Source organism: Kitasatospora sp. NPDC015120, assembly GCF_043080305.1.
Classification (GTDB): Bacteria; Actinomycetota; Actinomycetes; order Streptomycetales; family Streptomycetaceae; genus Kitasatospora.
Genome location: NZ_JBIBVJ010000019.1, coordinates 44,412 through 70,368 on the forward strand (window position 1 = coordinate 44,412; position 25,957 = coordinate 70,368).

A 25,957-nucleotide genomic window follows, 5' to 3' on the forward strand; every position below is an offset into this window, starting at 1 on the left:
CGGAGCCCTGCCGGGGCTTGAGCGCGCGTCCATCAGCGGGGAGACGGTGCCGGCGGGGTGCGCTGCCGCAGCCGCTCGCCCTGCGGCCCGAACATGACGACGTACTCCACCGGGCCGCCCGGGCCCGCGTTGGCCGTTCCGTGCGGGGTCCTGGTGTCGAACTCGGCGACCTCGCCGGGGGTCAGGACGAGGTCCTGGTCGGCGAGCGCCAGCCACAGCCGCCCGTACAGGACGCACAGCCACTCGTAGCCGTCGTGGGAGACCTGGCGGGGCCGCGCCGGCGGGCCGTCGAGGGCGGGCAGGACGTGCTTGTGGGCGTGCAGGCCGCCGACGTACCGGGTCAGCGGCAGCACCGCCTTGTCGTCGCCGAAGCTCAGCGGCTCCCTGGCGCGCGGCCCGGCCGCGGGGACGGGCGTCCGGCCGGCCAGTTCGTCCAGGGAGGCGCCGTACTCCTCGGCAAGGCGCAGCAGCACGTCCAGCGTGGGCGCGCGCCGGCCGGTCTCGATCCGGGACAGCGTGCTGATGGAGATGCCGGTGGCGCGGCCGACGGCGGCGAGCGTCGCGCCGCGGCGTTCGCGCGCGGCCCGCAGCCGGGGGCCCATCGCGGTCGGCGCGCCGTCGGCGTCGTCGGCTGCCACCTTCGCCCTCCTCGCGTCGCACCGCCCTGCGCTGCAAGTTTGCCAGATCGGCAAGCGTCGTCGCGCCGAGCGGGTGCCACGCCGCAGGATCGACGGGACACCGCCTCCACCGCGAACCGAGGAGAAGCCCATGCAGCCCCAGCCGACCGCCGGGTTCCGCCACCGCACCGTCCGGACCCCGGCCGGGCGCCTGCACCTGGTCGAGCAGGGCACCGGCCCGCTCGTCCTGCTCGTGCACGGCTTCCCCGAGTCCTGGTACTCCTGGCGCCGCCAACTCCCGGCCCTGGCCGCGGCCGGCTACCGGGCGGTGGCGATCGACGTGCGCGGCTACGGCCGCTCCTCCAAGCCGGAGGCGGCCGACGCCTACCGGATGCTCGACCTGGTGGAGGACAACGCCGCCGTCGTACGCGCCCTCGGCGAGGAAGCGGCGGTGGTCGTCGGCCACGACTGGGGCTCCACCATCGCCGCCGCCTCCGCCCTGCTCCACCCCGGGGTCTTCCGGGCCGTCGGCCTGCTGAGCGTCCCGTACGCACCGCCCGGCGGCCCCCGCCCCACCGACGTCTTCAGCCGGGTCGGGGGGCCCGGGCAGGAGTTCTACGTCTCCTACTTCCAGGAGCCCGGCCGCGCCGAGGCGGAGATGGAGCCCGACGTCCGGGGCTGGCTCGCGGGCTTCTACGCGGCCCTGTCCGCCGACACCATGCCCGCACCGCACGAACCCGACCCGCACTTCGTCACCCCCGGCGGCCGGCTGCGCGACCGCTTCCCCGCGGACGTCCTCCCGGCCTGGCTGGGCGAGGGCGACCTCGACTTCTACGCCGCGGAGTTCGAGCGCACGGGGTTCACCGGCGCACTCAACCGCTACCGGAACCTGGACCGGGACTGGGAGGACCTCGCCCCGCACCGCGGAGCCCCGATCAGGCAGCCGTCCCTGTTCATCGGCGGGACCCTGGACGCCTCCACCACCTGGATGTCCGACGCCATCGACGCCCACCGCACCACCCTCCCCGGCCTGACCGCCTCCCACCTCCTGGACGGCTGCGGCCACTGGATCCAGCAGGAGCGCCCCGACGAGGTCAACCGGCTGCTGACCGACTGGCTCGCCACCCTCCGGGACTGACCCGGGCGCCGAGCACCGCACCGGCTTCCGCCGGCATCGCACACCCGGGACCATCCGCGCCGAGGCACCGCTCGCGCCGACGGGCGGGGAAGCGGCGGCGCCGGGCCGGATCCGTCCCGGTGACGGAAGGCCCCCGCCGGCGGCCCCGGTGTCGGGCGAGCCGCGGGGGGAGCAAGGGCGCCGGGGGGAGCAAGGGCGCCGGGGGCGCCTGAGCGAGCCCGGGTAAGGCTTGCCTTGCTTTCCGGCTCGGTCACCCTCTACGGTGGCAAAGTCCTCAGAGGACCTGAGGAGTTTAGGGGTGATCATGACAGACCTTCATGACCTGACACTGACCGAACAGGCCGCGGCGATCCGTGACCGCACCGTCTCGCCGACCGAGCTGGTCGACCACCACCTGCGCCGGATCGACGAGCTGAACAGCGCGCTGGGCGCCTACCGCACCGTCGACGCACCCGGCGCCCGGCGGGCCGCCGCCGCCGTCGAGGCCCGGCTGGCCGTCGCAGGGGACGGCCAGGACGGGGGCCTGCCGCCACTGCTCGGGGTGCCGCTCTCGGTGAAGGACACCTGGCCGGTCGCCGGACTGCCGTTCACGGCGGGCTCGGCAGCCTTCGACGACCGGACGGCACCGGCCGACGCCGCCGTCGTGGGCACCCTGCGAGCGGCCGGCGCCGTCCTGCTGGGCACCACCACTGCCGCCGAGTTCGGCTGCTCCGCCTACACCGAGACGGCCTTCGCCACCGCACGCTGCCCGGACGACCTCACGCGCGGCGCGGGCGGCTCCAGCGGCGGGGCCGCGGTCTCGGTGGCCGCGGGACTGGCCGCCGGGGCCCTGGGCAGCGACGGCGGCGGCTCCGTCCGGATCCCGGCCGCGGCCTGCGGGGTGGTCGGCCTCAAGCCGAGCCGGGGCCGGGTGACACCCGCCCCCGCGACGGACGCGCTGGGGCTGGCCACCGCCGGACCGCTGGCCAGGACGGTGGCGGACGCCGCCCTGCTGCTGGACGTCATGGCCGGCAGCACGCCGGGCGACGCCGCCGCCCTGCCCGCCCCGCCGCCCGGCCACTTCCGGGCCTGCGCCGAACGGGAACCCGGCGTCCTGAGGATCGGAGTGCTGCCGCCGGCCCCCGGCCAGCACCCCGAGGCCGCCTCGGCCTGCCGTCGCACCGCCGACCTGCTCGCCGGACTCGGCCACCGGGTGGAGGAGGCCCCGCCGTTCGACCCCGCCGAGTACATGGCGGACTTCACCGTGCTGTGGAGCGTGCTGGCCGCCGCGGTGCCGGTGCCTCCCGAGCGGGAGGAACGTCTGCTGCCGCTCACCCGCTGGCTGCGGGCCCGGGGCGGCGAGCACAGCGCCGTACGGCTGTACGCGGCGACGGCGTCGCTGTCGGCCACCGCCCGCGCCCTCTGCCACCGCTATGCCGGGTTCGACGCCGTGCTGAGCCCGACCACGGACCAACCGCCGCTGCCCGTCGGCTCCTTGGTCGACCCCGCCGATCCGGAGCGCACCTACCTCCGGATGCTCGCGCACACCCCGCGCACCCCCCTGGCGAACCTCACCGGGCAGCCGTCGATCAGCCTGCCGCTGCACCGGACGCCGGACGGCCTGCCGGTGGGTGTGATGCTGACCGGCAGGCTCCACCGGGAGGACGTCCTGCTCTCCCTCGGCGCCCAGCTGGAACGGGCCCGGCCCTGGCCGCGCCACGCCGCCCGGCCGGTGGCGGAGCGAGCCGGGCGGAGGGCGCGGTGAAGCGCGGCCAGCTGGCCTTCCTGACCGGCACCCACGTCGTCAACGACCTGTACCAGGGCGCGGTCCCGGCCCTGCTGCCCTTCCTGATGGCCGAACGGCACTACAGCTACACCGCCGTCTCGGGCATCGCACTGGCGGCCAGCGGCCTGTCCAGCGTGGTGCAGCCGCTGTTCGGCCTGCTGGTGGACCGCCGCCACCGCGGCTGGCTCATCCCGGCCGGCTTCCTCACCGCCGCGGGCGGGCTCACCTGCGCGGGACTGGCCGACAGCTACCTGGTCACCTGGCTCTGCGTCGCCCTCGCCGGGACCGGCATCGCCGCCTACCACCCGGCCGCCACCCACCAGGCCCGGGCCGCGGGCGGACAGTCCCAGCGGGCGATGAGCCTGTTCTCGGTCGGCGGAACGCTGGGCGCCTCACTGGCGCCCGCACTGGTCACCCTCGTGGTCGGCTCGTTCGGCCTGACGGGCAGTTGGCTGCTGGCCGTACCCGCCCTGGTGGCCGCGACGCTCTGGGCCGCGCAGGGCCCCTGGCTGCGGCGACGGGGGCACTCGCCGGCGGTCCCGCCGGCGGTGCGGGGCGCGGGGGCGAGCGGGCACCGGGACGACTGGCGGGCGTTCGGACGCCTGGCCGCGGCCACCGTCGGCTGGTCGGTGCCGTACGTGACGGTCACCTCGATGCTCGCGTTGCACATCCAGCGCGAGCTGCACGCCTCGACGGGCGTGGGCGCCACGGCGCTCACCCTCCTCACCCTGGCCGGGGCGGTCGGCACCCTCCTCGGGGGCTGGCTGGGCGACCGGTACGGGCGGCTCGCGCCGATCCGCGCCGGGTACCTGCTGGCCGTCCCCGCACTCGCCGCGGTGGCGTTCGCCCCGTCCGCGGTCGTGGCCGTGGCGGGCGCGGTGCTGTTCGGACTGACCATGTTCCTGCCGTTCGCCCCTCAGGTGACGCTGGCCCAGGACTACCTGCCCACCCGGCCCGGCACCGCCAGCGGGCTGACCCTGGGGCTCGCCATGTCGGTGGGCGGACTCGCCGCACCGGCGCTCGGACGGCTGGCCGACACGTACGGACTGCGCACGGTGCTCGGGCTGCTGGTCGGCGTGCTGCTGGTCGCACTCGCCTGCGCGCTCCGTCTGCACGACCGGGTGCTGCCGGTGCCGGCGGCGGCACCGGAAGCGGCGCCCGAACCGGCCGGGAACCCGGTGGCCTGAGGAAGGGGCCCCGGCCCGGCCGGCAGGCGGGCCCGGGGCGCGGTCCCGGGCCCGTCGGGCCTGTAGGGTCGTCCCATGACTGTTCGACCGGTACGCCATCGCTCCCTGGTCGAGGAGGCCGTCGCCGAGCTCCGCCGCCTGATCGGCACCGGCGAGTGGCCGGTCGGCTCCAAACTCCCGGGCGAGGTGGAGCTGAGCCGACTGCTCGGCGTCGGCCGGACCACCTCGCGCGAGGCGGTCCGGGTCCTGATCGCCGATGGTCAACTGCGCGCCAGGCACGGCTCGGGCACCTATGTCGCGGCGACCTCCCCCGTCTCCGGGTTCGACCAGGAACTGCGCCGCTCGGCGGTCTTCGACGTGTACGAGGTCCGCGCGGCGCTGGAGGTGGAAGCAGGCCGGCTGGCCGCGCGGCGACGCACACCGGAGGACGTGACCGCGTTGCGGGAGGCGCTGGCCGCCCGCGACGCGGCCGCCGGCCTCGCCGAGCTCGTCGAGGCGGACCTGGACCTGCACCGCCGGGTGGTGCAGGCCGCGCGCAACCCGGTGCTGGTCCGGCTCTTCGACTCGTTCGTCGACGCCCTGCGCGCGGCGGCCGCGCATCTGCTGGCCGACACCGACCTGCACGGCGGCGAGGAACGGCACGCGATCGACCACGCGCACCATCTGCTGGTCGAGGCGATCGCCGCCGGGGACCCGGACGCCGCCATCGAGGCGACCCGCAGCAATCTGGACCGCACCCTGGACAGGCTGCGCGCCGGGGGCGTCGGGCCACGGTGAGCGCGGCCCACGGGGACCGGGGTCCCGGCCCCGGCTGACCCGGTGACCGGGCGGGCAGGGAACCGGCCGGCAAGCCGCTCCCCGTGCCGTCCAAGGGGTTTCGGAGGGGCCGGGGCCGGGCGACGGCGGGGTTCGAGGCGTGCGGAAGCGCTCGCCCGGCTCGGCGGCTGCGCTCACCGCGGCCACGGAGCTCCTACCGCCCTGGCCGGCCGGCTCGCCCGTCCGGGTGCCGGCCCCTCGGGCCGGCTGCGGCCTCATGCGAACGGGTCGATACCCGCAGGGGGCGGACGGGAACGCTTCGTACACCTGTTTTCCGGGTGTCCGTCCAGGACGCCCCGACCCGGAGGTTGACCCTGATGTTCTCCAAGCGCACCGCTTCCTGCGCCGCCGTCCTCACCCTCGCCTGGGGCATGGTGGCCGCCACCGCGCCGTCCGCGTCCGCCGAGGACGTACCGACCCCGGCCGCCGCGTGTTTCGTGATCCTCGTGACCGACCGGGACCCCCAAGGCGCGATCGCCTCTTGCATCTTCGCGTCCAACACCGACCAGGTGCAGGCCGAGGCGACCTGCAAGGCCCTCTCCAGCGGCCAGGAGTACACCGTCGAAGGGCCCTGGGTGTGGGCGAACAGCAGCTCGTCCACGGCCTCCTGCAACTCCGGCGACCGCGTCGTCAGCGGCAAGGCCAACCAGCGGTGAACGCGCCCCTCCCACCCGCCCGTCGAGCCGCCCCGGGCGTCCCGCCGGCATCGGTGTGAGGGGGGAACCGGCAACGCCGCCCGGACCGGCGCCGGGCCCGCGGCGGCGCTGCCGGCGCGCCGGCATCCCGGCCGGCGCCCCGGGCCCCTGGCGGAGGACGCCGCCTCACCCGCCGGGCAGGCCCCGGCCGGCGGCCTCGCACCCGAGGGGCGTGACGCCGTGCCGGGCGGGAGGCCGGAGCCCGACGAGGCCGAGCCGCCCGGTGAGGAGCAGGGCCAGAGCCGCGGGCACCAGCGCCCAGGCCGGCAGGTCGCCCGGATCGACGTGGCCGGCGAGCAGCGCGCTGCCCGCCGCGGCGCCCGCGGCGGAGCCGAGGTACATCGCGGCCATCTGGAACGCGACGACCGGCATCGCCTGCTCGGGCCGGTCCCCGGTCAGGGCCTGCTGCAGGGTCGGGACGCTCGCCCATCCCACCGCTCCCCAGCACGCCGCGGCGGCGAGCCACACGGCCGGGGAGGTGAAGAGCCACAGGGCGGCGAAGCTCCCGAGCAGCGCGGCGGGCAGGACGATGAGCAGCGTGCGGGGCCCGTGGGCGTCCAGCGGTCTGCCGATCAGGGCGGATCCGGCGACTCCGCCGGCGCCCCAGGCCCACACCAGCGCGAAGCCCCAGCCCTGCAGCCCGCGGGCCTCGGCCATGGGCAGCAGGTAGGTGTAGAGCCCGAGGCTGGCCACGCCGAGGAGGAACGCGGCGGTGACGCCGATGAGGGTCCTCGACGACCTCAGCACCGTGAAGGCGGGACCGTGTGAAGCGGGCAGTGCCGGGATGGTCCGCGCCCTGACGGCCAGCGCTCCCATGCCGAGGAGGCCGACGGCGACGACCAGGCCCATCGTCCAGCGCCAGTTCAGCTGGTGGCCGACGACCATGCCGACCGGCACTCCGGCGACCGTCCCGGTGGACAGCCCGAAGGTCACCATGGCCGTGGCGCGCCCCCGTTCGTGGTCGGCGGCCATCGCGGCGGCGGCCGCGGTGGCCACCGCGGTGAGCACGCCGGCACCGGCGCCCGTGATCACTCGTGAGGCGAGGAAGACCTCGATCCCCGGCGCGAGCGCGGTCACGAGGTTGCCGAGGTTGAACACGCCCAGCGCGATCAGCAGCGCCCGGGCGGTACTCCCCCGGACCAGCGTGCCCGACAGCAACGGCCCGGCCAGGGCGTAGGCCGCGGTGAAGGCCGTCACGCCCAGGCCGACCGCGGCGACCGTCGTGGCGAGCGAGTCGGCGATCCCGGGCAGCACTCCGGCGAGGACGTAGGCATCGACTCCCAGCGCGATCGCGGCCGCGACCAGGGGCCAGACACGGCGGATCACGCGTCCTCCTCGGCGGACGCGGCCTCCTGGTACCCGTTGAGGACCGTGCCGATCAGACCCGGGAACCGCGCTTCGAGGTCCTCGCGGCGCAGCCGGATCATGCACTTGCGCCCTTCGGCGCGCACGAACACCACCCCGGATTCGCGCAGCAGGCCGGTGTGGTGCGTGAGCGTCGACCGCGGCAGGTCCGGCCCCAGCTCGATGCTGTCCACCTCGCCGCGCTCCGCGAGCATCCGCACCATGGACAGCCGCAGCGGCTCGCTCAGCGCGAAGAGCACCCGCGGGATCGCGATCTCGTCAACTCCGGGATGCGCATACACCCGTGACGGCGCCATCGGCACCCGCCCCCTTGAATCGTTCGACTATTCCCGCACGATCATAGTGCGGGGATTCTCGAACGATCAAGCCGGCCGCGCTGCCGCGTGTCCGGCCGAGGAGCCCGGCGGGCGCTCCGGCTGCCGGAGGCCGGTCGCCGTCCGGACGAGGTCGGCGACGGCCCTGGACCGGCTGTGCGGCGGCCAGGCGATCACGGTGGTGACCTTCGGGGCGTCCAGCACGGGCACGGCGGCGAGGTCACCGTGCAGATGGGACCGGCCCGACTCCGGTGAGAGCGCGCAGGCGCGGCCGAGCGCGACGAGCTGCAACAGCTGCGCGTGGTCGCGGACCTGGGGTCCCGGGCCGGGCGGGTAGCTGCCGTCGGGGTCGGGCCAGCGAGGCAGGGGCAGGCCGGGCAGCCCGATGATGTCGGCCATCTGCAGCTCGGTCCGGGCGGTGAGCGGATGCCCGGCCGGCAGGACCACGACCTGGCCCTCGGTACCGAGTTCCTCGGTGTGGAACCCCGCCGTCGAGTCGAACGGCCGGTGCAGCAGCGCCACGTCGGCCCGGCCGTCGCGCAGAAGCCGCTCCTGCTCGGCCGGGCCGCACAGGACGACGTCGACGGGGACCGCGCCGGGTTCGGCGGCGTACGCGTCCAGGAGGTCCGCCAGCAGTTCGCGGGAGGCACTGGCCTTGGCGACCAGGACCAGGCCGGGGCGGCCGGCCGGGGGAAGCGCCGCGCGGCGGGTCCGGCGCTCGGCCGCTGCGACCGCGTCGAGGGCCGCCCGGCCCTCGGCCAGCAGCACCGCGCCGGCCTCGGTCAGCGTGACGGTGCGTCCGGTCCGGTCCAGCAGCGCCGCGCCGAGCCGGCGTTCGAGCTGCTGGATCGCCCGGGACAGCGGCGGCTGTGCGATCCCGAGCCGCTGCGCGGCGCGCCCGAAGTGCAACTCCTCGGCGACAGCGACGAAGTAGCGCAGTTCCCTGGTCTCCATCCGGGCACGGTACTCCGGACCGATACCCGGACGGTATCGCCGCCCACCCGATCGGTCTTGGACCCCCTCCGTGGCCCGGGCGCAGCATGGTCCCCATGAGCGAACGAACGGTCGCGCTGGTCACCGGCGCGAACAAGGGAATCGGCTACGAGATCGCCGCGGGCCTGGGCGCCCTCGGCTGGAGCGTCGGCGTCGGCGCGCGCGACGAGCAGCGCCGCGGGGCCGCGGTGGAGGGACTGCGCGCGGCCGGCGTCGACGCGTTCGGCGTCCCGCTGGACGTCACCGACGACGCGAGCGCGACCGCCGCCGCACGGCTGGTCGAGGAACGGGCCGGGCGCCTCGACGTGCTCGTCAACAACGCCGCCGTCGCCGGCGGCGCGCCCCAGGAGCCCACCCGGGTCGACCCCGCCACCATCCGCACGGTCGTGGAGACCAACGTCATCGGCGTCGTCCGGGTCACCAACGCGATGATGCCGCTGCTGCGCCGCTCCGCCTCACCGCGGATCGTGAACGTGTCCAGCAGTGTCGGCTCCCTCACCCGGCAGTCGGGGACCGCCGGCGGGCCGGCTCCCGGGCCGCTGGCCGTGGCGTACGCGCCGTCGAAGACGTTCCTGAATGCCGTCACCCTCCAGTACGCCCGGGAGCTGAGCGCCACGAACATCCTGATCAACGCCTGCTGCCCCGGCTACGTCGCGACCGGCCTCAACGACTTCCAGGGCGTGCGCACCCCCGAACAGGGCGCGGCCATCGCCGTCCGACTCGCGACGCTGCCCGACGACGGCCCGACCGGCCGGTTCTTCGAGGACGCCGGCGTCGTGCCCTGGTGAACGGCACGGCGGCCACCACCCGCGCGGGTCCCCGCGGGATCGGTGCCGAGGGGACTCCGCCGGGGGCGTGGGAGTCGTGTGCGCCAAGATCCGCACGCTGTACGCCGACCACCTGTGCACGACCGGCGCGCACGTCGCCGATCAGGACGCCGTCGCGGCGGCCCTGCTCGGCGGCACCCTGGGCATCAACGTCCAGCACCGCCTGGACCCGGCTCTGGACCGCCGGCGGGCCGTGACGGCGATGGCGGACATCTCCACCACCGCGCTCTCCGGCACCGGACCCCATACCCCGTCGAGCAGCTGACCCCGCCCCCCCGGGACCGGCCGCGCAGGCCGGGCCCGGCGCTGCCCTCGAACGGGACAGGGGTTCCGTCCTGCACACTCTTGACCATGTCTGAGCAGAGGTCCACGGAGCAGATGCCCACCGACCTGCGCCGCCGCATCGCCGCGCTGCCGCTGGTCGACCACCACGTCCACGCACCGCTCGCCTCGCCGGTGACCCGGGAGCGGTTCGAGACGCTGATCACCGAATCCGACCGCCCCCTCCCGGCCGGGGCCACCCAGTTCGACTCGCAGATCGGGTTCGCGATTCGCCGCCACTGCGCACCGCTGCTCGGCCTGCCCCCGCACGCGTCGGCGGAGGCGTACTGGAGCGCGCGGTCCGAGCGCACCCCGGCCGAGCTGTCCGACCTCTTCCTCGGCGCGGCCGGCGTCAGCGACTGGCTGCTGGACACCGGCTTCAAGAGCGACGAACTGCTGTCGCCCGGCACGCTCGCCGAGCGCCTGCCCGCCCGGTTCTCCGAGATCGTGCGCCTGGAGACCGTCCTTGAGGACGTCGCGCCGACCAGCAGCGCCGCGCGCCTCGCCGAGGACTTCCGGACGGCGCTCGCCGGGGCCACCGCAACGGCGGTCGGCCTCAAGTCGATCATCGCCTACCGCCACGGCTTCGACTTCGCCCCCGCCCGGCCCTCCGCCGGGGAGGTGGAACGGGCGGCCGGTGCCTGGCTGCGCGAGCCGGCGGCGGGCGCCCCCGTCCGCGTGACCGACCCGGTGCTGCTGCGCATGGCGCTGTGGACCGGCGTGGACACCGGGCTGCCCCTGCAACTGCACGCCGGGTACGGCGATCCCGACCTGGATCTGCGGCGGTGCGACCCGCTGCTGCTGATGCCCTGGCTCAAGGAGATCGAGGGCGCCGGGACCGATGTCGTGCTGCTGCACTGCTACCCGTTCCACCGCAACGCCGGGTTCCTCGCCCAGGTGTTCCCGCACGTCTACTTCGACGTCGGTCTCGGGGTGAACCACACGGGCGCCGCCTCCACCGCCGTCGTCGCCGAGAGCCTCGAACTCGCCCCCTTCACCAAGGTGCTGTACTCCTCCGACGCCTGGGGGCCGCCCGAACTGCACCACCTGGGCGCCGTGCTCTGGCGGCGCGGCATGTCCCGGGCACTCGGGGCCTGGGTCGAGGAGGGCGAGTGGGCCGAGGCCGACGCCGTCCGCGTCGCGACGATGATCGGACGCACCAACGCGCAGCGCCTCTACGGACTGCCGCATGCCTGACCCGGACGCCTGCGAACCCCTGGGGCCCGCCCGGGAGCGGCACCTCCCCGCGGCGCTGGACCGGAAGGCGCCGGCAGCACCGCGGGCCCGGTCCGCCGGGTGACGAGGCGTCGACCCGGCACACGGTGCCGGCCGCGCTGCCGGGAGCCGGTGCGGCGGGTGCCCGCGCCCCCATGCCGCCGAGGATGCCCGGAACCGGGAGCCGGCCACGTCCGGGGCGCGGAGCGCGATCGCCGCGGGTGCCCGGTGCGCGGGCAGGGGCGGGTGCCCGTTAGGGCAGTGTCGGGGGGAGCCGGGCGGTCGCCGAACGATCTCCGTTGACACCGGAGTTGGTCTAGTCCACGGTGGTGAAACGAGGTCGTCCAGGTGAGTCCGGCGGAGCCCCGTGACCCGGCACCGATCCTGCCCGGGACTCACCGGCCTCCTCAACTCGACCACTTCACAACGGCTTTGAGCGGACCTCGCGGCTCCGCCGAGCGAGCCGTCGCGCACTCGGTGCGGAGACCCACCCCACCGCCGACCCCGAAGACGCCATCGGTGTAACGACTTTGACGACCAGACGGAGAACGCCCATGCAACGAGTCTGCCTCGCCCTGCCCACCATGCGGTCCTGCCCGGGCACCATCGTGGACCTCGCCGAGGAGGCGGCGTACGCCGTCGAGACGTTCGGGGCCGAGGTCCACCTGCTCATCCTCGACACCACCGATGCCACCGATGCCGGCGGGTTCGTGAAGAACGCGGATGCCGTGGCCTCGCTGGCGCCGGCCGCCGGGGTGTTCGTGCACCACCTCGGCGAGGCGCAGCAGCGGGAGTTCTTCCGGCGGGTGGCGGAGCGCTCCGGTGCCGCCGATCCCGGGCTGCTGCTGGAGATGATGGTGCCGCGGGCCGTCGCGTACGGGTCCTGCGTCAACCGGGTGTTCCTGGGCGCGGCGGCCCTCGGCTGCACCTCGGTGCACCTGCGCAACGACGACGCCGACTTCCAGGTCCTCGACGGCCGGAAGGTCTTCCCGATCCACCACGAGCTGCTGTCGATCGGCCGCCCGGCCGGGGAGGCGGTGGCCGGGGTGACCCGCTCCGAGCTCGACCCGGCCGACGCGGACAAGCCGGTGATGCTGGTCAGCGGCTCGTTCATGGGCGAACTCAACGTGGACATCGGCGAGATCCGCGAGCTGGACCCGGAGGTCTACCGCGAGGTGGTGCGGCTGTGGACCCCGCCGGTCTGGCCGGACGAGGACCGCGACGCGATGGTGGACATGTCCTTCAAGGGCACCGGCACCGAGCCGTTCACCGCCGACCACTCGGTCCTCGGCGTGCCGGACATCTGGGACGTCTTCATGTGCAACGTCGCGCTGGACCACCGGGCGTACGAGGTGCTGCCGCTGCTGCCCTCGACCGAGACCCTGGGCTGCGACTACGCCCTGCTGCACGCGCTGGTCCACTCCCGGATGCCGGGCGTCGTCCACAACCGCCACATCGTCAACTATTACACGCCCGAGCGCCGCACCGGGGCCGGCTTCATCCCCTACCAGATGGGGTTCGTGAAGCTCCTGCTCTCGATGCTGTACCTGTACCCGGTCTACGGCGGGATGATCGACCTCGGCCGTGACCTGCTGGACGAGCGGCACGGGCTGAAGGTCGAGCCGATCCTCGCACTGGTGCGGGGCAGCGTCGACTGGGACCGGGCCGGGAACGAGCACTGCCTGGACGTGCTGGACCGCTCCTACCGCAAGCTGGGCGGCAAGTACGCCGAGCTCGCCGACGTGGTGGCCGGGCGGCGGCAGCAGCTGCTGGACGAGGCGCAGGAGGACGCCCGGCGCTGGGCGGTGCTGGTGGAGGCCTGGGCGGGGATGGTGGCCGCCGCCCGCGCGGAGGGCCTGCGCCCGGGTGCGGCCGCGGCGGACGGCGTGGTCGGGGCGGCCGGGTGAGCGAGGACTTCGTGATCCGGCAGCTCACCGACGAGGACTGGGACGCCGTGGTCGCGCTGGAGTACGCCGCCTACGCGGCCGACGGCCTGTCGGAGGGCCGGGAGGCCCTGCAGTCCCGCGCCCTCGGCTCGCCGGAGACCTGCTTCGTGCTGGAGCAGGACGGCACGGTCCGCGGCTATCTGCTGAGCCTGCCGTACCCGCCGCTGCGCTGCCCGGACCTCGGGCAGCCGGAGGACGCCGCGTTCGAATCGGGCAACCTGCACGTGCACGACCTGGTGATCGCCGAGGACCTGCGCGGCCGGGAGGTCGCGCTGGGGTTCATGCGGTACTTCCGGGCGCGGGCGGAGGAACTGGGCTTCGAACGGATCTCGATGGTCGCGGTGCGCGGGGCGGACATCCTGCTGCGGCTCATCGGCTACCGCGCGCACCGGGAGGTGGCGGTCCCCGCGTCCTACGGGCGGCGGGCGGTCTACATGTCGATGCCGGTGCACTGACGCCGGGCCCGTTCACCGGCGGCGGCAGTGGCAGCGGCGGTGGCGGGACCGGGGCGGTCAGCCGCCGGAGGACTCGCGCACCGTCAGGTCCGGCAGCAGCTCCAGGTGGTGCACCGGCAGGGCGCTGCCGCCGGCGCCCAGCCGCCGCACCAGGAGGTCCACCGCGGCGGCGCCCACGGCGCGTTTGGGCGGGGCCACCGCGGTCAGCGGCGGGGCACCGAGGGCGGCGAACACGTCGTCGTAGCTGACCAGCGCGAGGTCCCCCGGGACCCGCACGCCCCTGGCCCGCAGCAGGGGCAGCAGTTGCAGGGCGTCCTGGTCGTTGTGGACGAGCGCGGCGCCGAGGCCGCCGGCGACGGCTCCGGCCAGCCGGGCCGCGACCTCGTCGACCCCGGCGGCCGGGGTGAGGACGTCGATCACGGGCTCGGCGGGCAGGTCGAGCGTCCGGCAGGCCTCGGCGTAGCCCTGGCGGACCTGATGGGCCGTCCAGGTGTCGGTGCGGGCCGCCAGCGCCACCCTGCGGTGGCCGAGGCCGGCGAGGTGACGCAGGGCGAGCAGAACGCCGTGCCGGTGGTCGGAGCCGACCGCGTCGAGGGCGGCGGCGGGGCTGCCGGGGGCCGGGCGGCGCTCCAGCAGGACGGCGGGGACGGGGAGTCCGGCCACCCAGGCGTGATCCTCCGGGCGGTCGGCGGCGCTCCAGTTCGGGGCGAGCAGCAGGCCCTGAACACCGGAGGCGAGCAGCTGGTCGACCTGGACGCGGTCGGCGCTGGCCTCGTAGGAGGAGATGCCGAGGACCAGGTGGACACCGGCTCCGGCGGCGGCGGTGCGCGCTCCGGTGATCACCTCGTCGAAGTACTGCACCACGGCGGGCACGAGCAGACCCAGGGTGACGGCCTCGGCGGGGCGGTCCGGCGCGGGGGCCGGAGCGGAGACGGATCCGGGAGCGCCGGACGCGGGACCGTCCGGCGCGGGCCCGCCGAACGAGACGGAACCGTGCGTACGGCGGAGCCGGCCCGCGTCGGCGAGGGCCGCGACGTCCCGGCGGACGGTGACGGCGGGCAGGCCCAGCCGCTCGGCGAGGTCCACCACCCGGACGGTGCCCAGGGCGCGCACCGTGTCGAGGATGCGGGCACGGCGATCGTCCGCCGGGATCGGCATGGCACTCCCTGTCGGTGGGCGGCCTTTCGAGGCCCTGTCGTGGCCCTGTTGTGGCCCTGTCGAAGCTCGGTCGAAGCTCGGTCGGAGCTCCGTCGACGGCCCGTCGGAGGCCTGTCGAGGTGGACAGGAACCTACCACCCGTCACCGGAGGCCGGGACGGCCCCGCGGACACGGGCCGCGGCGCGGCGCGTGCCCGCGGGGCGGACGGGGCCGGGAGGGTCAGGAGCCGTACCGCTCCTCGGGGACGACGGGGCCGAGGTCGGGGCCCTCCACCAGTTCGACGCGGTCGCCCGGGCGGTGGAGTTCGAGGATCAGCAGCTCGTTGGCGCCGGCCCGCCAGAGCGGCGCCGGGGCGTAGAGGGTGCGCTGCGGGCCGATCTCCCAGTAGCGGCCGAGCGCGAAGCCGTTGAGCCAGACCATGCCCTTGGTGAAGCCGGGCAGGGCGAGGAAGCCGTCGGCGGGAGCGTCGACGGTCAGTTCGGCCCGGTGGAAGGCAGGCCCGTCGGCGGTGGACGGCTCGCCGAGGGCGAGGGCCGTCGGGTCGTCGAGGGGCAGCGGGCGCACCTCCCAGCCGAACTGGTACTGCCGGTCCACCCGGACGCCGCCGGTGATGCCCTTGCGGTCGTGCAGCAGCGGCCCGTAGTTGATCCGGCCCTGGTTCTCGACGAGCAGGTCCAGCACGGCGCCGCCCTCGGGGACCCGCAGCGGCAGGGCCTGCGCGGGGTGGTCGCGGTCGAGGACGCCGAGGGGCTCGCCGTCGAGGAAGACCTGCGCGCGGTCGGCCAGGCCGTCCACCCGCAGGTCGCCGTGGGCGAGCGGGCCGCGCAGCCGGGTGCGGTAGTGGATGAGGCCGAAGTTCTGGCCGAGCTCCTCCATCGGGCGGGGCTCGGGGAGGTGGTGCACGGTGGAGAGTTCGGCGAGGGCGCCGCCGGCGCCGAGCAGCGGGCGGCTCGCGCTGACGGGGGCGGTGCGGGGGGCGAGGCGGGCGGGCAGCGGCGGCAGCGGGTGCGGGTTGGGGCCGAGGTGGCGTTCGATCACCTCGCGGAAGAGGTGGAACTTCTCGGTGAGTTCACCGGCCTCGCCGACCGGGGCGTCGTAGTCGTAGCTGGTGACGTCCGGCTGGTAGGTGGTGCCGTCGTGGTTGGCGCCGTTCCACCAGCCGAAGTTGGTGCCGCCGTGGCCCATGTACAGGTTGACCGAGGCGCCGGCCGCGAGCTGGGCGTCGAGCACGGCGGCGGCGTCCGCGGCGTCGCGCACGTGGTGCGCGGTGCCCCAGTGGTCGAACCAGCCGCACCAGTACTCCATGGTGACCAGCGGGCCGACCGGCTGGTGGCGGCGCAGGCAGGCGAGGGACTCCTCGGGGCGGGATCCGAAGGTTCCTGTGGTGAGGAGCCCGGGCACCCGGCCGCCGAGCTGGAAGCCGTCCTCGGCGCCGTCGGCGGTGAACAGCAGGACGTCCACGCCCCGGGAGACCAGGGCGTCCCGGAGGTGTTCGAGGTAGGCGGTGTCGTTGCCGTAGCTGCCGTACTCGTTCTCCACGGCGACGGCGACCACCGGACCGCCGTGGGAGGAGAGCAGCGGGAGCAGCACCGGCACCAGGTGGTCGAACCAGGCGTCCACGGCGGCGAGGAAGGGCGGGTCCAGACGGCGCAGCCGCATCGCGGGGTCGGCGAGCAGCCAGCCGGGGAGGCCGCCGAACTCCCATTCGGCGCAGATGTACGGGCCGGGGCGGACGATGACGTCGAGCCCGAGGTCGCCGGCCGCGCGCACGAAGGCGGCGAGGTCGCGGTCGCCGGTGAAGTCGGCGTGGTCGGGCGTGGGCTGGTGGAAGTTCCAGGCGACGTAGGTCTCGACGGTGTTGACGCCCATGGCGCGCAGCCGGGTGAGGCGGTCGGTCCACTGTTCGGGGCGGATGCGGAAGTAGTGGACGGCGGCGGAGACGATCCGGTGCGGACGTCCGCCGCGCAGGAAGGTGTCGCCGTCGGTGGTGAGGGCGGGGTGGGGGGCCTGGTCGGCCATCGGGGTCCTCCGCGGGAGGGGAGCGGGAGCGAGGGGCGTGGGGACCTCGGTGGGTCCGGGCGCACGGCTGCGCGGGTGGCTGCGGGCGGATCGGCGGCGGCCACCGGGGTCACCCTAGGAGCTTGGTGATCGCACGGTCAATCGATCGACAGCCCTGGGTATTATTGATCAATTTTCGATCGAACGATACTCTTCGATCGGAAAATCATCGGCTGACCGCTTCCGGACGACGCTTCGGCGGGCACGACATGGGGAGGCCACGATGGCCATTTCGGGGGAAGAGCGCCGCAGACTGATCGTGTCGGCCGTCGGCGAGCTCGGCGGGCGGGTCCGCCTCACGGAGCTGGCCGAACGCCTGGGCATCCCGGCCGTGACGGTCCGCCGCGACATCGCCGCGCTCGCCGACGCCGGCCGTCTCTCCCGCTCCCACGGCTTCGTCTCCCTGGAGCGCCCGGACGCCACCGGGGCACCGGCCGCCCCCGGCCCCGGCGAGGGCCGCGCCCTCGGCCTGCTGGTGCCCTCGGTCGGGTCCTACTTCGACGAGGTGATCGCCGGCGCCCGGGCCGCCGCCACCGCCGCCGGGGCCCGGCTGGTCCTCGGCATCGCCCCGTACGGCGCGGGCGGCGACCGGCTGCAGGCCGAACGCCTGCTGGAGTCCGGCGCCGAGGGCCTGCTGCTGGCCCCGGGCCTGCTCCCCGGCCGGGCCGCCGAGGACTACGCCTGGCTGGACACCCTGCCGGTGCCCGCTGTGCTGGTGGAACGCCGCTCCCCCACCCCGGACGGTCCGGGGTCCGGGCTGGACACCGTGGCCTCCGACCACCGCCACGGAGTGCTGAGCGCCCTGCGCCACCTGGCCGGGCTCGGCCACGGGAGCGTACTGCTGGCCGCCCGGGGCGACTCCTGGACGGCCGCCGAGGTGCGGGCCGGGTACCGCGAGGGCACCCGGCTGCTCGGGCTGCCCGCACTGCCCGCGCTGGACACGCTCGGGCCCGGCAGCGTACCGGCCGACCCCGAACTGCTGGTGGCGCGGATCGCCGAGGCCGTGCGCGCCGGAACGCGGGCGGTGCTCGTCCACAACGACCAGGACGCGCTGCGGCTGCCGCCACTGCTGCGCGCGCACGGCCTGGCGGTGCCCTCGGACGTGGCGCTGGTCGCCTACGACGACGTCTTCGCCGCACTCGCCGCGCCCCCGCTGACCGCCGTCGCCCCGCCCAAGCGCGCGGTCGGCGGGGCGGCGGTCGACGTGCTGCTGCGCCGGCTGGCGGTGGGCGACGAGCTCCCGGTGCACCGCACGGCCCTGCTGCCCGTCCTGCACGTGCGCGCCTCCTGCGGCGCCCTCGGCTGAGGGGTCCGCCCCGCCCGCGCCACGGGGCGGGGCGGGGCGGGTTGGCGGATCCGTTCCCGGCCACGGGGTGACGCTCGGCTTCGCCCTCGGGGGCCGGACGGCTGTCCCCCGGCCGCCGCGTGCTGTTCGGCGCGGGCGCCGACCTGCCCGGCCTGGTCGGGGTCCCGGCCGTGGTCCCGGCCGGGCCGGCGATGACGGCCGTGGTGTTCGCCCCCGCGGCGGCGTTCTCTCGGTCCACGGCTACTCCACCGAGCGCCTGGAGCGGGTCACCCGGTCCGGGCGGTCGGGCGGTGGCCCGCGGCGAGTTCGGCGACAGCCTCCTCCTCTCCCTCTCCAGCCGTCAGCAGCGCGGTGGGCGGGCGTGCCGGTGCGGCGCGGGTAGCGCCGGAGCCGGCGGAGGTGCCGCAGCCGGCGGCGCCCGCGAACGGGAGCGCGGCGGAGCGGCGGTCCGCCGAGTCGTCCGGACAGGGCTCCGGACCGCTCGCGAAGGCGCCAGGCGTTCGGCCGCGCCCGGGGCGGACGGGCCGGCGAGGTCCGCCTCCCCATCGCGGGCCGGGGCCCGCCGCCCGTGATCGCGCCCACCCGGGCGCTGATGCCGCGCGGCAGGGCGCGCTCCTGCGGAGATCCACTCCCCGTTGGCCCTCCGGCTTCGGGAACCGCCGGGTGATCAGGCCTCGGCCCGGCAGCAAGGCAGACAGGCGCCACACCTCAGCCCCCAGCTGCGGCGCAAGGGACGGGGCGTCCGCGTACCGGAGACCTCGTACTCCCAGGCCGCCCTCCGGCCCCGGGAACCGCCAGGTGATCAGGCCTCAGCCCGGCAGCAGGGCCGACAGACGCCCCGCCCCGGCCCCCAGCTACGGGGTGAAGGGTGCGGCGCCCAGGTAGCGCGGGCCTCGTACTCCCCGGCCGCCCAGGTCGTGGGCGGCCGGGGGGGTGCTCCCGCGGGGATCCACGCCCCCGTCGACACCGCCGGCCCCGGGAACCGCCGGATGATCATCGATCGGACGGGTCTCAGCCCGGCAGCAAGGCCGACAGGCGCCCCGTCCCCGGCCCGGCTGCGGGGCAAGGGACGGGGCCGTCCGGATATCAGGGGGCCGTACTCCCACACGCGTGGGTGCCGGGCGGTAGGACCTGCTCCCGCGGAGATCCACTCCCTCCGTCGTCACCTCCGGCCGAGGGAGCCGCCAGGTGATCAGGCCTCAGCCCGGCAGCAGGGCCGACAAGCGCCGCGCGCCGGCGCGCAGCTGCGGGGCAAGGGGGGCGGCGTCCGGGTGCCAGGGGGCCTCGTACTCCCAGGCCGCCCAGGCCCCGGGCGGCAGCAGGCGCAGGCAGTCGGCGATCGGCAGCACGCCCGCGCCGAGCGGCAGCGGGGTGAGGTCGTCCGCCGAGGCGACATCCTTGACCTGCACGTATCCCAGGTGGGGGCCGAGCGCCCGGTGGGTCTGGTCGGGGGTCTCGCCCGCCAGCCAGGTGTGCAGGAGATCCCAGAGCGCGCCGACCGCGGGGTGGTCCACCCGGTGCAGCAGAGGTGCCAGGGCGGCGCCGGCCCGGTGGGAGTCGTGGGTCTCCACCAGGATCCGCACGCCGAGGGCCGCCGCCTGCGGGGCCGCTGCGCACAGCCTGCGGACCGCGCGCCCGTCGGCCTCGGCCGCCGGGCCGGGGCCGCCGTGCGGGAAGACCCGCAGGTAGCGGCAGCCGAGGTCGGCGGCCAGCCGCAGGTGGGTGGTCAGCGCGGCAAGAACCGGTGCGTCCGGCCCGGGGGCGGCGACGCCGACGTAGGAGGCGAGGGTCAGCGGGAGCAGGCCCGCGCGGGACAGCAGCCGGGCGGTGTGCCGGCGCTCGTCCGCGTCCAGGCCGAGGCGGACCGGCTGGTCGTCGGCGCAGCGCAGTTCGAGGCCGCGCCAGCCGTGCTCGGCCGCGAGGGCCGCGACGCGGTCGAGCGGCATGCCGGGCAGGCCAAGGGTGGAGAGGGCGAGGGGCACGGCGGCTCACTCCTGGTCGACGGGACGGACGGTGACCGCGCCCGGCGCCGGCCGGAGCAGCGGCCAGGGTTGAACCAGCAGGCCACGGCAGCACGGCCGGACGGCACCCGGGCGCAGCGGGCACGCAATGCCGAGGGAGGCGAGGGGCACCGCGGCTCACCCCCGTTCGACGCGGTGAACCGTGACCGCGCCCGGCGCCGGCCGCAGAAGCGGCCGGGGTTGAACCAGCAGGCCGGCAGCACGGTCGGGCAGCGGCCCGGCCACAGCCTGCATGCAACGCCGAGGGAGGCGAGGCGGCCGGGCAGCAACGCCGAGGGAGGCGAGGGGCACGGCGGCTCACTCCTGGTCGACGGGACGAACGGTGACCGCGCCCGGCGCCAGCCGGATCCGCAGGGCCGGGGCGCCGGCGGGCCGGACGGTCAGCACGGCGGCCTGCGGGTCCCGTTCGTCGGGCCGGGCCTCCAGGGTGAGGGCGTCGGCGAGGGCGGGCGGGTGGGCGGCGGCGGTGAGCCGGGCGGTGCAGGCGAACAGGGCGGGGCCGGTGGCGGGCAGTGCGCCGGTGAGCCGGGGCAGCGCCGCCTCGGGGCCGAAGGCGGTGCCGCCGGGGACCGCGGCGCTGTCGGCGGCGGTGAAGCCGTGCAGGGCGTGCAGTTCGGAGACGAGCCGCCCGTCGGCCCGGACGCCTGCCGCGAGGTGCTGCTCGGTGCGGGTGCCCGCGACGGCCCAGCCGGTCTGGGTGACCGGGGTCCCCGCCGCCCCGCCCGTGACCAGGTGGGCCCGGAGCTCCTCGGCGCCGTGGGCGAGGGTGAGCGAGGTGACGGTGACGCCGGGCACCTCGCGGCCGCCGACGCGCGGGTGCCAGCGGGAGGCGGCCCAGCCGGGGCCGGTGCCGAGCGGGTGGACGCGGCCGCGTTCGGTGGGTCCGTCGCCGGTCAGCAGGGCGAGGTGGTTGTCGGCGGGGCCCTCGAAGGACGGCCCGGTAGCGGTGGAGTGGGCGAGCCGCGCGTACTGCGGGTCGTCGGGGCCCACGGCGTCCGCGGGCTGGTCGTCGCTGCCGTGGTTGTGCAGCCGGACCAGGCCGTCGGCGGCGGTGGACTGCACCAGCCACCCGGGCCCGGGCAGGGCGAGCACGGTGTCGCGCTCCTCGGCGGGGGCCGGGCCCTCGGTGGCGGTCCACACCGGGTGGCCGGGCGGGAGCAGCAGGCCGAGGAAGGCGCTGCCGGCCCAGTACGGGGAGGCGGGGCCGGAATAGACCTGGACGAGCCGCAGGTCGGGCCCGTGCCAGCCGAGGGTGAGCAGGCCCCGGTCGTCGACGGCGCCGCGGTCCAGGAAGTGGCGCAGGGCCCCGGAGGCGAGCCGGCGGGTGGTGCCGGGGGCGAGCGGGGTGTGGCCGGTGAGGGCCCCGGCCCAGAGCGGCGCGGTGGCGGCGAAGCGGTAGGTGAGCGAGCGGCCCTGGTGGAGGGGCGCGCCGTCGGCCCCGAAGGTGTGGGCGTAGCCGGCCAGGTGGGCGGCGAGGCGTTCGCCGTACTCGGCCCGCAGGGCCCGGTCGTCGGCGAGGTGGGCGTGCAGGACGGGGTAGAGGTGCAGGGCCCAGCCGTTGTAGTGGTCGAAGGCGCGGGGGCGGCCGTCGGTGTACCAGCCGTCGCCGAGGTACCAGCGGTCGATGTGCTCCAGCCCGCGGCGGACCGCCGCGCGGGCCTCGGGTTCGGCGATGCCGGCCTCGGCGAGGAAGCCGCCGACGGACAGCGGGAAGAGCCACCAGTTGTTGTCGTTGGGCACCCGGTGCAGGGCGTCGGCGAGCCAGCGGCCGACCCGGTCGCGCACGGGTCCGGGCAGCCGGTCCCAGAGCCAGGGGCGGGTGAGGCGCAGCGCGAAGGCGATGGAGGCGGCCTCGACCATGGCCTGGCCCCGGTCGGTGATCAGCGGCCAGGACTCGCGGTCGCCGTCGGCGAGGTCGCGCTCGGCCGTGGGGGTGCGGGTGCCCGCGTCGAGTCCGGCGGCGTAGTGCGCCAGCAGGCCGTGCGGGTCGGCGCCGCCCGCGCCGGCCACCCGCAGGGCGGCGGGCAGGAAGGTGCGGGCGAAGCCCTCCAGGCCGTCGGAGCGGCGCCCGGAGCGGCTGGGACGGGGGCCGGGCAGGTCGATCAGCGCACCGCCGGGGCTCGCGTACGGGCGCACCGCGGTCAGCAGGGCGTCGGCGACCGCCTCCCAGTGCTCCCTGGTCCAGCCGGTGTGCGGGCTGAGGTCGCGGTCCTCCGGGGGCAGGCGCATGGGTCCTCCGTGATGGGGTGGTGAGCCGGAATCTAGGCAGCACCTGATCATTCGTCAAGCTGGCGCGATCAAATGGACGGCTTGATCGGATTGTAATGTTGCCCCACGATCGACCCAATGCCCCGATTTTTCGGCATTCTCGGAGGTCAGGCTGCCCCTTCGAGGGGTCGCCACGGTCGATCAGGTCGGATCATTTGATCCGAATCTCTTGACTCCGATCGCCGACCTGCTCAGGATGACAGCCAATCGCCCCCACCCTCTGCGGGTCCCGGTCGGAGCCGACCGTCCAGGGGCCCACGCACCCTCGCCGTAAGGAGCCCACCCATGCGCTCGACCCCCCTCTCCCGGCGCAGAGCCCTCCGCCTCGCCGCCACCGCCACCTCCGCCGCGCTCTGTGTCACCCTGCTCGCGGCCTGCGGCAGCAGCGGGGACGGGGCCGGGGCCGCCGCGGACGACGGCAAGCCGGTCAGCCTGACCTTCTGGGGCTGGGCGAAGGGCACCAAGGACGTGGTCGCCGCGTTCAACGCGAGCCACCCGGACATCCAGGTCACCTTCGAGGAGATCCCGGCGGGCGCCGCCGGCGGTTACGCCAAGCTCTCCAACGCGGTCAAGGCCGGCAACGCCCCCGATGTCTTCAACGTCGAGTACCCGCAGCTGCCGGACTTCGTCAGCCAGGGCGCCGTCCAGGACATCAGCAAGCTCGTCGGCGCCGACCTCAAGGCCAAGTACCTGCCGCAGGCCGTCGAGCTCACCTCGCTCGGCGGCCGCACCTGGGCCCTGCCGCTGGACGCCGCGCCCCAGGTCTTCTACTACCGCAAGGACCTCTTCGCCAAGGCCGGCATCACCGTGCCCCGGACGTGGGACGAGTTCCGCACCGCGGCGCAGCAGCTGAAGGCCGCCCAGCCGGACACCCGGATCGCCACCTTCTTCCCCGACGACCCGACCACCTTCGAGGCGATGGCCTGGCAGAACGGCGCCCACTGGTTCACCGCCGCCGACGAGGCCTGGAAGACCGACCTGACCGGCCCGGAGACCCGCAAGGTCTCCGAGTACTGGCAGAAGCTGGCCGACGAGGACCTCGTGCGCGTCATGCCGTCCTTCAGCCAGCAGTGGACCGCGTCCCTGCAGAAGGGCGAGACGGCCGGCTACCTCGGCGCCACCTGGGGCGGCGGCGTCCTCAAGGCCAACGTCGGCACCACCCCCGAGGTCAACGGCACCTGGGCGGCCGCGCCGATGCCCAGCTGGGACGGCACCCCCGCCAGCGGCATGCTCGGCGGCACCACCTTCGCCGTGTCCAAGGACAGCAAGAAGGCCAAGGCCGCCGTCGAGTTCGCCACCTGGGCGACCACCACCGCCGACGGCTTCAAGGCCCGGATCTCCTCCGGAACCTCCTCCGCCTACCCGGCCGCCGCCGAGCTGGTGCCGGTCGCCAAGCAGGCCTTCAACACCGACTTCTACGGCGGCCAGGACCTCTACGCCCTGTACGCGGACGCCGCCAAGTCGATCAAGCCGGGCTGGACCTGGGGCCCGGCGATGGGCCTCACCAACGGCTCGCTGAAGGACTCCTTCGGCAAGGTCGCCGACCGGAGCGGCACCGTCGACCAGGCGCTCGACACCGCGCAGCAGGCCACCCTCGCCGAGCTCAAGAACCGCGGACTGAAGGTCGCCCAGTGACCACCGGCACCCATCCCGGCCGTACCGTCCGCGCTGCCGCCGGCCGGCGGCGGCGCGGGCGGTACGGGGCACCGGCGGTGCTGCTCGCCCCGTTCCTCGTGCTCTTCACCGCGTGCACGCTGATCCCGATCGGCTACGCGATCAAGCTCAGCCTGTTCACCGAACGCCGTGACGGCCTCGGCTTCGGCGACGCCGAGACGGTCTTCACCGGGCTCGGCAACTACACCCGGGCCCTGGGCGACGAGGCGTTCCGCGGCGGGTTCCTGACCGCCGCGCAGTACTGCCTGATCTACATCCCGCTGATGACCGGCCTGGCGCTGGTGCTGGCCCTGCTGCTGGACTCCACGCTGGCCCGCGCCCGGCGCTTCTTCCAGCTGACGCTGTTCATCCCGCACGCCGTGCCCGGCATCATCGCCGCCCTGCTGTGGATGTACCTCTACACCCCGGGCATCAGCCCGGTGCTGGACGTGCTGGAGAGCCTCGGGACGCAGCCCGACCCGCTCGGCCACCCGCTGCCCGCCGTCGTCAACATGGCGCTGTGGCAGTGGACCGGCTACAACCTGGTCATCTTCTACGCCGCCCTGCAGGCGATCGACCGCTCGGTGCTGGAGGCCGCCGTCGTCGACGGCGCCGGGCCGCTGCGCACCGCGCTGAGCATCAAGGTGCCGCTGATCCGGCCGTCGATCGCCATGGTCGGCCTGTTCACCGTGATCGGCTCGCTCCAGCTGTTCACCGAGCCGATGATCCTCTACGGCACCTCGCCGGGCGTCACCTCCTCCTGGACCCCGAACATGTACGCCTACACGGCCGCCTTCGAGCGCCACGACTACGGCCTCGCCGCCTCCGCCTCGGTGCTGCTGGCCCTCGCCGCGGCGGGGCTCTCCTTCGCCGTCACCCGGCTCACCCGGGGCCGCTCCGAACGCCGCCGGGAGGCCGACGCATGACCACCACCGCCACCCGCCCCAGCAGCGCCCCGCCCGCCCGGCCGGAGCGCTCCGGCCGCCCGCGCCGCCCCTGGACGCTCTCCAAGGCCGCCGTGAACGGCACCCTGCTGCTGGCCACCTTCTACACCCTGTGGCCGCTCGGCTGGCTGCTCACCGCCTCCGCCAAGAACACCGCCGACCTGCTCGGCGGCAACTCCCTGGGGGCCGACAACTTCCAGCTCGGGCGGAACCTGGGCGACCTGGCCTCCACCGGCGACGGCATCTACTTCCGCTGGTACCTCAACTCGCTGCTGTACGCCGGGATCGGCTCCCTGCTGTGCGCACTGGTGTGCGTCGCGGCCGGCTACGCCTTCCACGTCTACCGCTTCCCCGGCAAGGAGAAGCTGTTCGGCCTGGTGCTGCTCGGCGTGCTGGTGCCCACCACGGCGCTCGCCCTGCCGATGTACCTGCTGGCCTCCGAGCTCGGCATCGTCAACACCTTCTGGGCGGTCTTCATCCCCTCGCTGGTCAACCCGTTCGGCGTCTACCTGGCCCGGGTGTTCTGTGCCGGCTACGTGCCGAACGAGGTCCTGGAGGCCGCCCGGATGGACGGCGCCGGGGAGCTGCGGACCTTCTGGTCGATCGGGCTGCGGATGGTGATGCCCGGCTTCGTCACCGTGCTGCTGTTCCAGTTCACCGCGATCTGGAACAACTTCTTCCTGCCGCTGGTGATGCTCTCCGACAACCGGCTCTTCCCGGTCAGCCTCGGCCTGTTCAGCTGGAACGCCCAGACCAAGGCCTTCCCCGAGTACTACCCGCTGGTCATCACCGGCTCGCTGCTCGCCGTGGTGCCGCTCGTGCTCGCGTTCGTGCTGCTCCAGCGGCACTGGAAGGCCGGTCTGACCGCGGGGAGCGTCAAGTGACCCCGGACCCC

General features: G+C 75.4%; 22 protein-coding genes. 14 read left to right on the top strand and 8 right to left on the bottom strand.

Features of this window, described 5'->3' with window-relative positions:
- Positions 1–32: 32 nt before the first annotated feature.
- Positions 33–638, bottom strand: a complete 606-nt coding sequence (locus tag ACF1AK_RS29650; RefSeq protein ID WP_391501910.1) for a helix-turn-helix domain-containing protein — start codon at positions 636–638, stop codon at positions 33–35.
- Between the two features lie 130 nt (positions 639–768).
- Here ACF1AK_RS29650 and ACF1AK_RS29655 point away from each other — a divergent pair, with 130 nt between their 5' ends.
- From ACF1AK_RS29655 to ACF1AK_RS29675, 5 genes are all read left to right on the top strand, one after another.
- Positions 769–1,755: an alpha/beta fold hydrolase gene (locus tag ACF1AK_RS29655; protein WP_391501911.1), complete on the top strand. Its 987-nt coding sequence runs from the start codon at positions 769–771 to the stop codon at positions 1,753–1,755.
- 304 nt (positions 1,756–2,059) lie between these two features.
- The gene (locus ACF1AK_RS29660) at positions 2,060–3,499 is read left to right on the top strand and encodes an amidase (RefSeq protein ID WP_391501912.1); all 1,440 of its coding nucleotides are present in this window, start codon (positions 2,060–2,062) and stop codon (positions 3,497–3,499) included.
- Positions 3,496–4,707, top strand: a complete 1,212-nt coding sequence (locus ACF1AK_RS29665) for an MFS transporter (protein WP_391501913.1) — start codon at positions 3,496–3,498, stop codon at positions 4,705–4,707. The genes ACF1AK_RS29660 and ACF1AK_RS29665 overlap by 4 nt, the downstream gene beginning before the upstream one ends.
- Before the next feature lie 75 nt (positions 4,708–4,782).
- Positions 4,783–5,484 carry a FadR/GntR family transcriptional regulator gene (locus ACF1AK_RS29670; RefSeq protein ID WP_391501914.1) on the top strand — a complete coding sequence of 234 codons (702 nt, stop codon included), beginning with the start codon at positions 4,783–4,785 and terminating at the stop codon, positions 5,482–5,484.
- Positions 5,485–5,840: 356 nt separating this feature from the next.
- A complete protein-coding gene (locus ACF1AK_RS29675; RefSeq protein ID WP_391501915.1) occupies positions 5,841–6,179 on the top strand; it encodes a hypothetical protein in 339 nt (112 codons plus the stop codon).
- A 165-nt stretch (positions 6,180–6,344) separates the two neighbouring features.
- On the opposite strand, the gene ACF1AK_RS29680 is transcribed toward ACF1AK_RS29675, so the two are convergent.
- The 3 genes from ACF1AK_RS29680 to ACF1AK_RS29690 all read right to left on the bottom strand — a co-directional run bounded on the left by ACF1AK_RS29680 (position 6,345) and on the right by ACF1AK_RS29690 (position 8,851).
- Complete coding sequence (locus ACF1AK_RS29680) at positions 6,345–7,544, bottom strand: MFS transporter (RefSeq protein ID WP_391501916.1); 1,200 nt, start codon at positions 7,542–7,544, stop codon at positions 6,345–6,347.
- A complete protein-coding gene (locus ACF1AK_RS29685; RefSeq protein WP_391501917.1) occupies positions 7,541–7,879 on the bottom strand; it encodes an ArsR/SmtB family transcription factor in 339 nt (112 codons plus the stop codon). Before ACF1AK_RS29685 ends, ACF1AK_RS29680 begins: the two co-directional genes overlap by 4 nt.
- A gap of 66 nt (positions 7,880–7,945) precedes the next feature.
- Entirely contained in the window at positions 7,946–8,851 is a 906-nt protein-coding gene (locus tag ACF1AK_RS29690; RefSeq protein WP_391501918.1) for a LysR family transcriptional regulator, read from the bottom strand.
- 95 nt (positions 8,852–8,946) lie between these two features.
- Between ACF1AK_RS29690 and ACF1AK_RS29695 the strand changes: the two genes are divergently transcribed.
- From ACF1AK_RS29695 to ACF1AK_RS29715, 5 genes are all read left to right on the top strand, one after another.
- Entirely contained in the window at positions 8,947–9,678 is a 732-nt protein-coding gene (locus ACF1AK_RS29695) for an SDR family NAD(P)-dependent oxidoreductase (protein WP_391501919.1), read from the top strand.
- 76 nt (positions 9,679–9,754) lie between these two features.
- On the top strand, positions 9,755–9,982 hold the full coding sequence (locus ACF1AK_RS29700) for a hypothetical protein (protein WP_391501920.1): 228 nt from the start codon (positions 9,755–9,757) through the stop codon (positions 9,980–9,982).
- A gap of 86 nt (positions 9,983–10,068) precedes the next feature.
- Complete coding sequence (locus ACF1AK_RS29705; protein ID WP_391501921.1) at positions 10,069–11,235, top strand: amidohydrolase family protein; 1,167 nt, start codon at positions 10,069–10,071, stop codon at positions 11,233–11,235.
- Positions 11,236–11,807: 572 nt separating this feature from the next.
- Complete coding sequence (locus tag ACF1AK_RS29710; protein WP_391501922.1) at positions 11,808–13,160, top strand: DUF6271 family protein; 1,353 nt, start codon at positions 11,808–11,810, stop codon at positions 13,158–13,160.
- Positions 13,157–13,654 carry a GNAT family N-acetyltransferase gene (locus ACF1AK_RS29715; RefSeq protein WP_391501923.1) on the top strand — a complete coding sequence of 166 codons (498 nt, stop codon included), beginning with the start codon at positions 13,157–13,159 and terminating at the stop codon, positions 13,652–13,654. Before ACF1AK_RS29710 ends, ACF1AK_RS29715 begins: the two co-directional genes overlap by 4 nt.
- Before the next feature lie 57 nt (positions 13,655–13,711).
- On the opposite strand, the gene ACF1AK_RS29720 is transcribed toward ACF1AK_RS29715, so the two are convergent.
- Positions 13,712–14,812, bottom strand: coding sequence for a substrate-binding domain-containing protein (locus tag ACF1AK_RS29720; RefSeq protein WP_391501924.1), 1,101 nt, complete (start codon positions 14,810–14,812; stop codon positions 13,712–13,714).
- Between the two features lie 219 nt (positions 14,813–15,031).
- Positions 15,032–16,831 (bottom strand): beta-galactosidase family protein, encoded by a 1,800-nt coding sequence (locus ACF1AK_RS29725; RefSeq protein ID WP_391501925.1) that lies wholly within the window; start codon positions 16,829–16,831, stop codon positions 15,032–15,034.
- Between the two features lie 262 nt (positions 16,832–17,093).
- On the opposite strand from ACF1AK_RS29725, the gene ACF1AK_RS29730 reads away from it, so the two are divergent.
- Positions 17,094–18,176 carry a substrate-binding domain-containing protein gene (locus ACF1AK_RS29730; RefSeq protein ID WP_391501926.1) on the top strand — a complete coding sequence of 361 codons (1,083 nt, stop codon included), beginning with the start codon at positions 17,094–17,096 and terminating at the stop codon, positions 18,174–18,176.
- A gap of 1,199 nt (positions 18,177–19,375) precedes the next feature.
- Here ACF1AK_RS29730 and ACF1AK_RS29735 read toward each other — a convergent pair.
- Positions 19,376–20,158 carry a sugar phosphate isomerase/epimerase family protein gene (locus ACF1AK_RS29735; protein WP_391501927.1) on the bottom strand — a complete coding sequence of 261 codons (783 nt, stop codon included), beginning with the start codon at positions 20,156–20,158 and terminating at the stop codon, positions 19,376–19,378.
- Positions 20,159–20,494: 336 nt separating this feature from the next.
- Positions 20,495–22,426, bottom strand: coding sequence for a DUF2264 domain-containing protein (locus ACF1AK_RS29740; RefSeq protein WP_391501928.1), 1,932 nt, complete (start codon positions 22,424–22,426; stop codon positions 20,495–20,497).
- Between the two features lie 324 nt (positions 22,427–22,750).
- Here ACF1AK_RS29740 and ACF1AK_RS29745 point away from each other — a divergent pair, with 324 nt between their 5' ends.
- Genes ACF1AK_RS29745 through ACF1AK_RS29755 form a run of 3 tightly spaced genes read left to right on the top strand, consistent with a single transcriptional unit; the run spans position 22,751 to position 25,946 of the window.
- On the top strand, positions 22,751–24,100 hold the full coding sequence (locus tag ACF1AK_RS29745) for an ABC transporter substrate-binding protein (RefSeq protein ID WP_391501929.1): 1,350 nt from the start codon (positions 22,751–22,753) through the stop codon (positions 24,098–24,100).
- Positions 24,097–25,044: a carbohydrate ABC transporter permease gene (locus ACF1AK_RS29750; RefSeq protein WP_391501930.1), complete on the top strand. Its 948-nt coding sequence runs from the start codon at positions 24,097–24,099 to the stop codon at positions 25,042–25,044. The genes ACF1AK_RS29745 and ACF1AK_RS29750 overlap by 4 nt, the downstream gene beginning before the upstream one ends.
- Positions 25,041–25,946: a carbohydrate ABC transporter permease gene (locus tag ACF1AK_RS29755; protein ID WP_391501931.1), complete on the top strand. Its 906-nt coding sequence runs from the start codon at positions 25,041–25,043 to the stop codon at positions 25,944–25,946. The genes ACF1AK_RS29750 and ACF1AK_RS29755 overlap by 4 nt, the downstream gene beginning before the upstream one ends.
- Positions 25,947–25,957: the final 11 nt, after the last annotated feature.

Excerpts from the sequence above, each read along its gene's own strand:
- ACF1AK_RS29655 (WP_391501911.1), top strand. The coding sequence starts at position 769 with ATGCAGCCCCAGCCGACCGCCGGGTTCCGCCACCGCACCGTCCGGACC.
- ACF1AK_RS29660 (WP_391501912.1), top strand. The coding sequence starts at position 2,060 with ATGACAGACCTTCATGACCTGACACTGACCGAACAGGCCGCGGCGATC.
- ACF1AK_RS29670 (WP_391501914.1), top strand. The coding sequence starts at position 4,783 with ATGACTGTTCGACCGGTACGCCATCGCTCCCTGGTCGAGGAGGCCGTC.
- ACF1AK_RS29675 (WP_391501915.1), top strand. The coding sequence starts at position 5,841 with ATGTTCTCCAAGCGCACCGCTTCCTGCGCCGCCGTCCTCACCCTCGCC.
- ACF1AK_RS29685 (WP_391501917.1), bottom strand. The coding sequence starts at position 7,879 with ATGGCGCCGTCACGGGTGTATGCGCATCCCGGAGTTGACGAGATCGCG.
- ACF1AK_RS29690 (WP_391501918.1), bottom strand. The coding sequence starts at position 8,851 with ATGGAGACCAGGGAACTGCGCTACTTCGTCGCTGTCGCCGAGGAGTTG.
- ACF1AK_RS29695 (WP_391501919.1), top strand. The coding sequence starts at position 8,947 with ATGAGCGAACGAACGGTCGCGCTGGTCACCGGCGCGAACAAGGGAATC.
- ACF1AK_RS29705 (WP_391501921.1), top strand. The coding sequence starts at position 10,069 with ATGTCTGAGCAGAGGTCCACGGAGCAGATGCCCACCGACCTGCGCCGC.
- ACF1AK_RS29710 (WP_391501922.1), top strand. The coding sequence starts at position 11,808 with ATGCAACGAGTCTGCCTCGCCCTGCCCACCATGCGGTCCTGCCCGGGC.
- ACF1AK_RS29720 (WP_391501924.1), bottom strand. The coding sequence starts at position 14,812 with ATGCCGATCCCGGCGGACGATCGCCGTGCCCGCATCCTCGACACGGTG.
- ACF1AK_RS29725 (WP_391501925.1), bottom strand. The coding sequence starts at position 16,831 with ATGGCCGACCAGGCCCCCCACCCCGCCCTCACCACCGACGGCGACACC.
- ACF1AK_RS29730 (WP_391501926.1), top strand. The coding sequence starts at position 17,094 with ATGGCCATTTCGGGGGAAGAGCGCCGCAGACTGATCGTGTCGGCCGTC.
- ACF1AK_RS29740 (WP_391501928.1), bottom strand. The coding sequence starts at position 22,426 with ATGCGCCTGCCCCCGGAGGACCGCGACCTCAGCCCGCACACCGGCTGG.
- ACF1AK_RS29745 (WP_391501929.1), top strand. The coding sequence starts at position 22,751 with ATGCGCTCGACCCCCCTCTCCCGGCGCAGAGCCCTCCGCCTCGCCGCC.
- ACF1AK_RS29755 (WP_391501931.1), top strand. The coding sequence starts at position 25,041 with ATGACCACCACCGCCACCCGCCCCAGCAGCGCCCCGCCCGCCCGGCCG.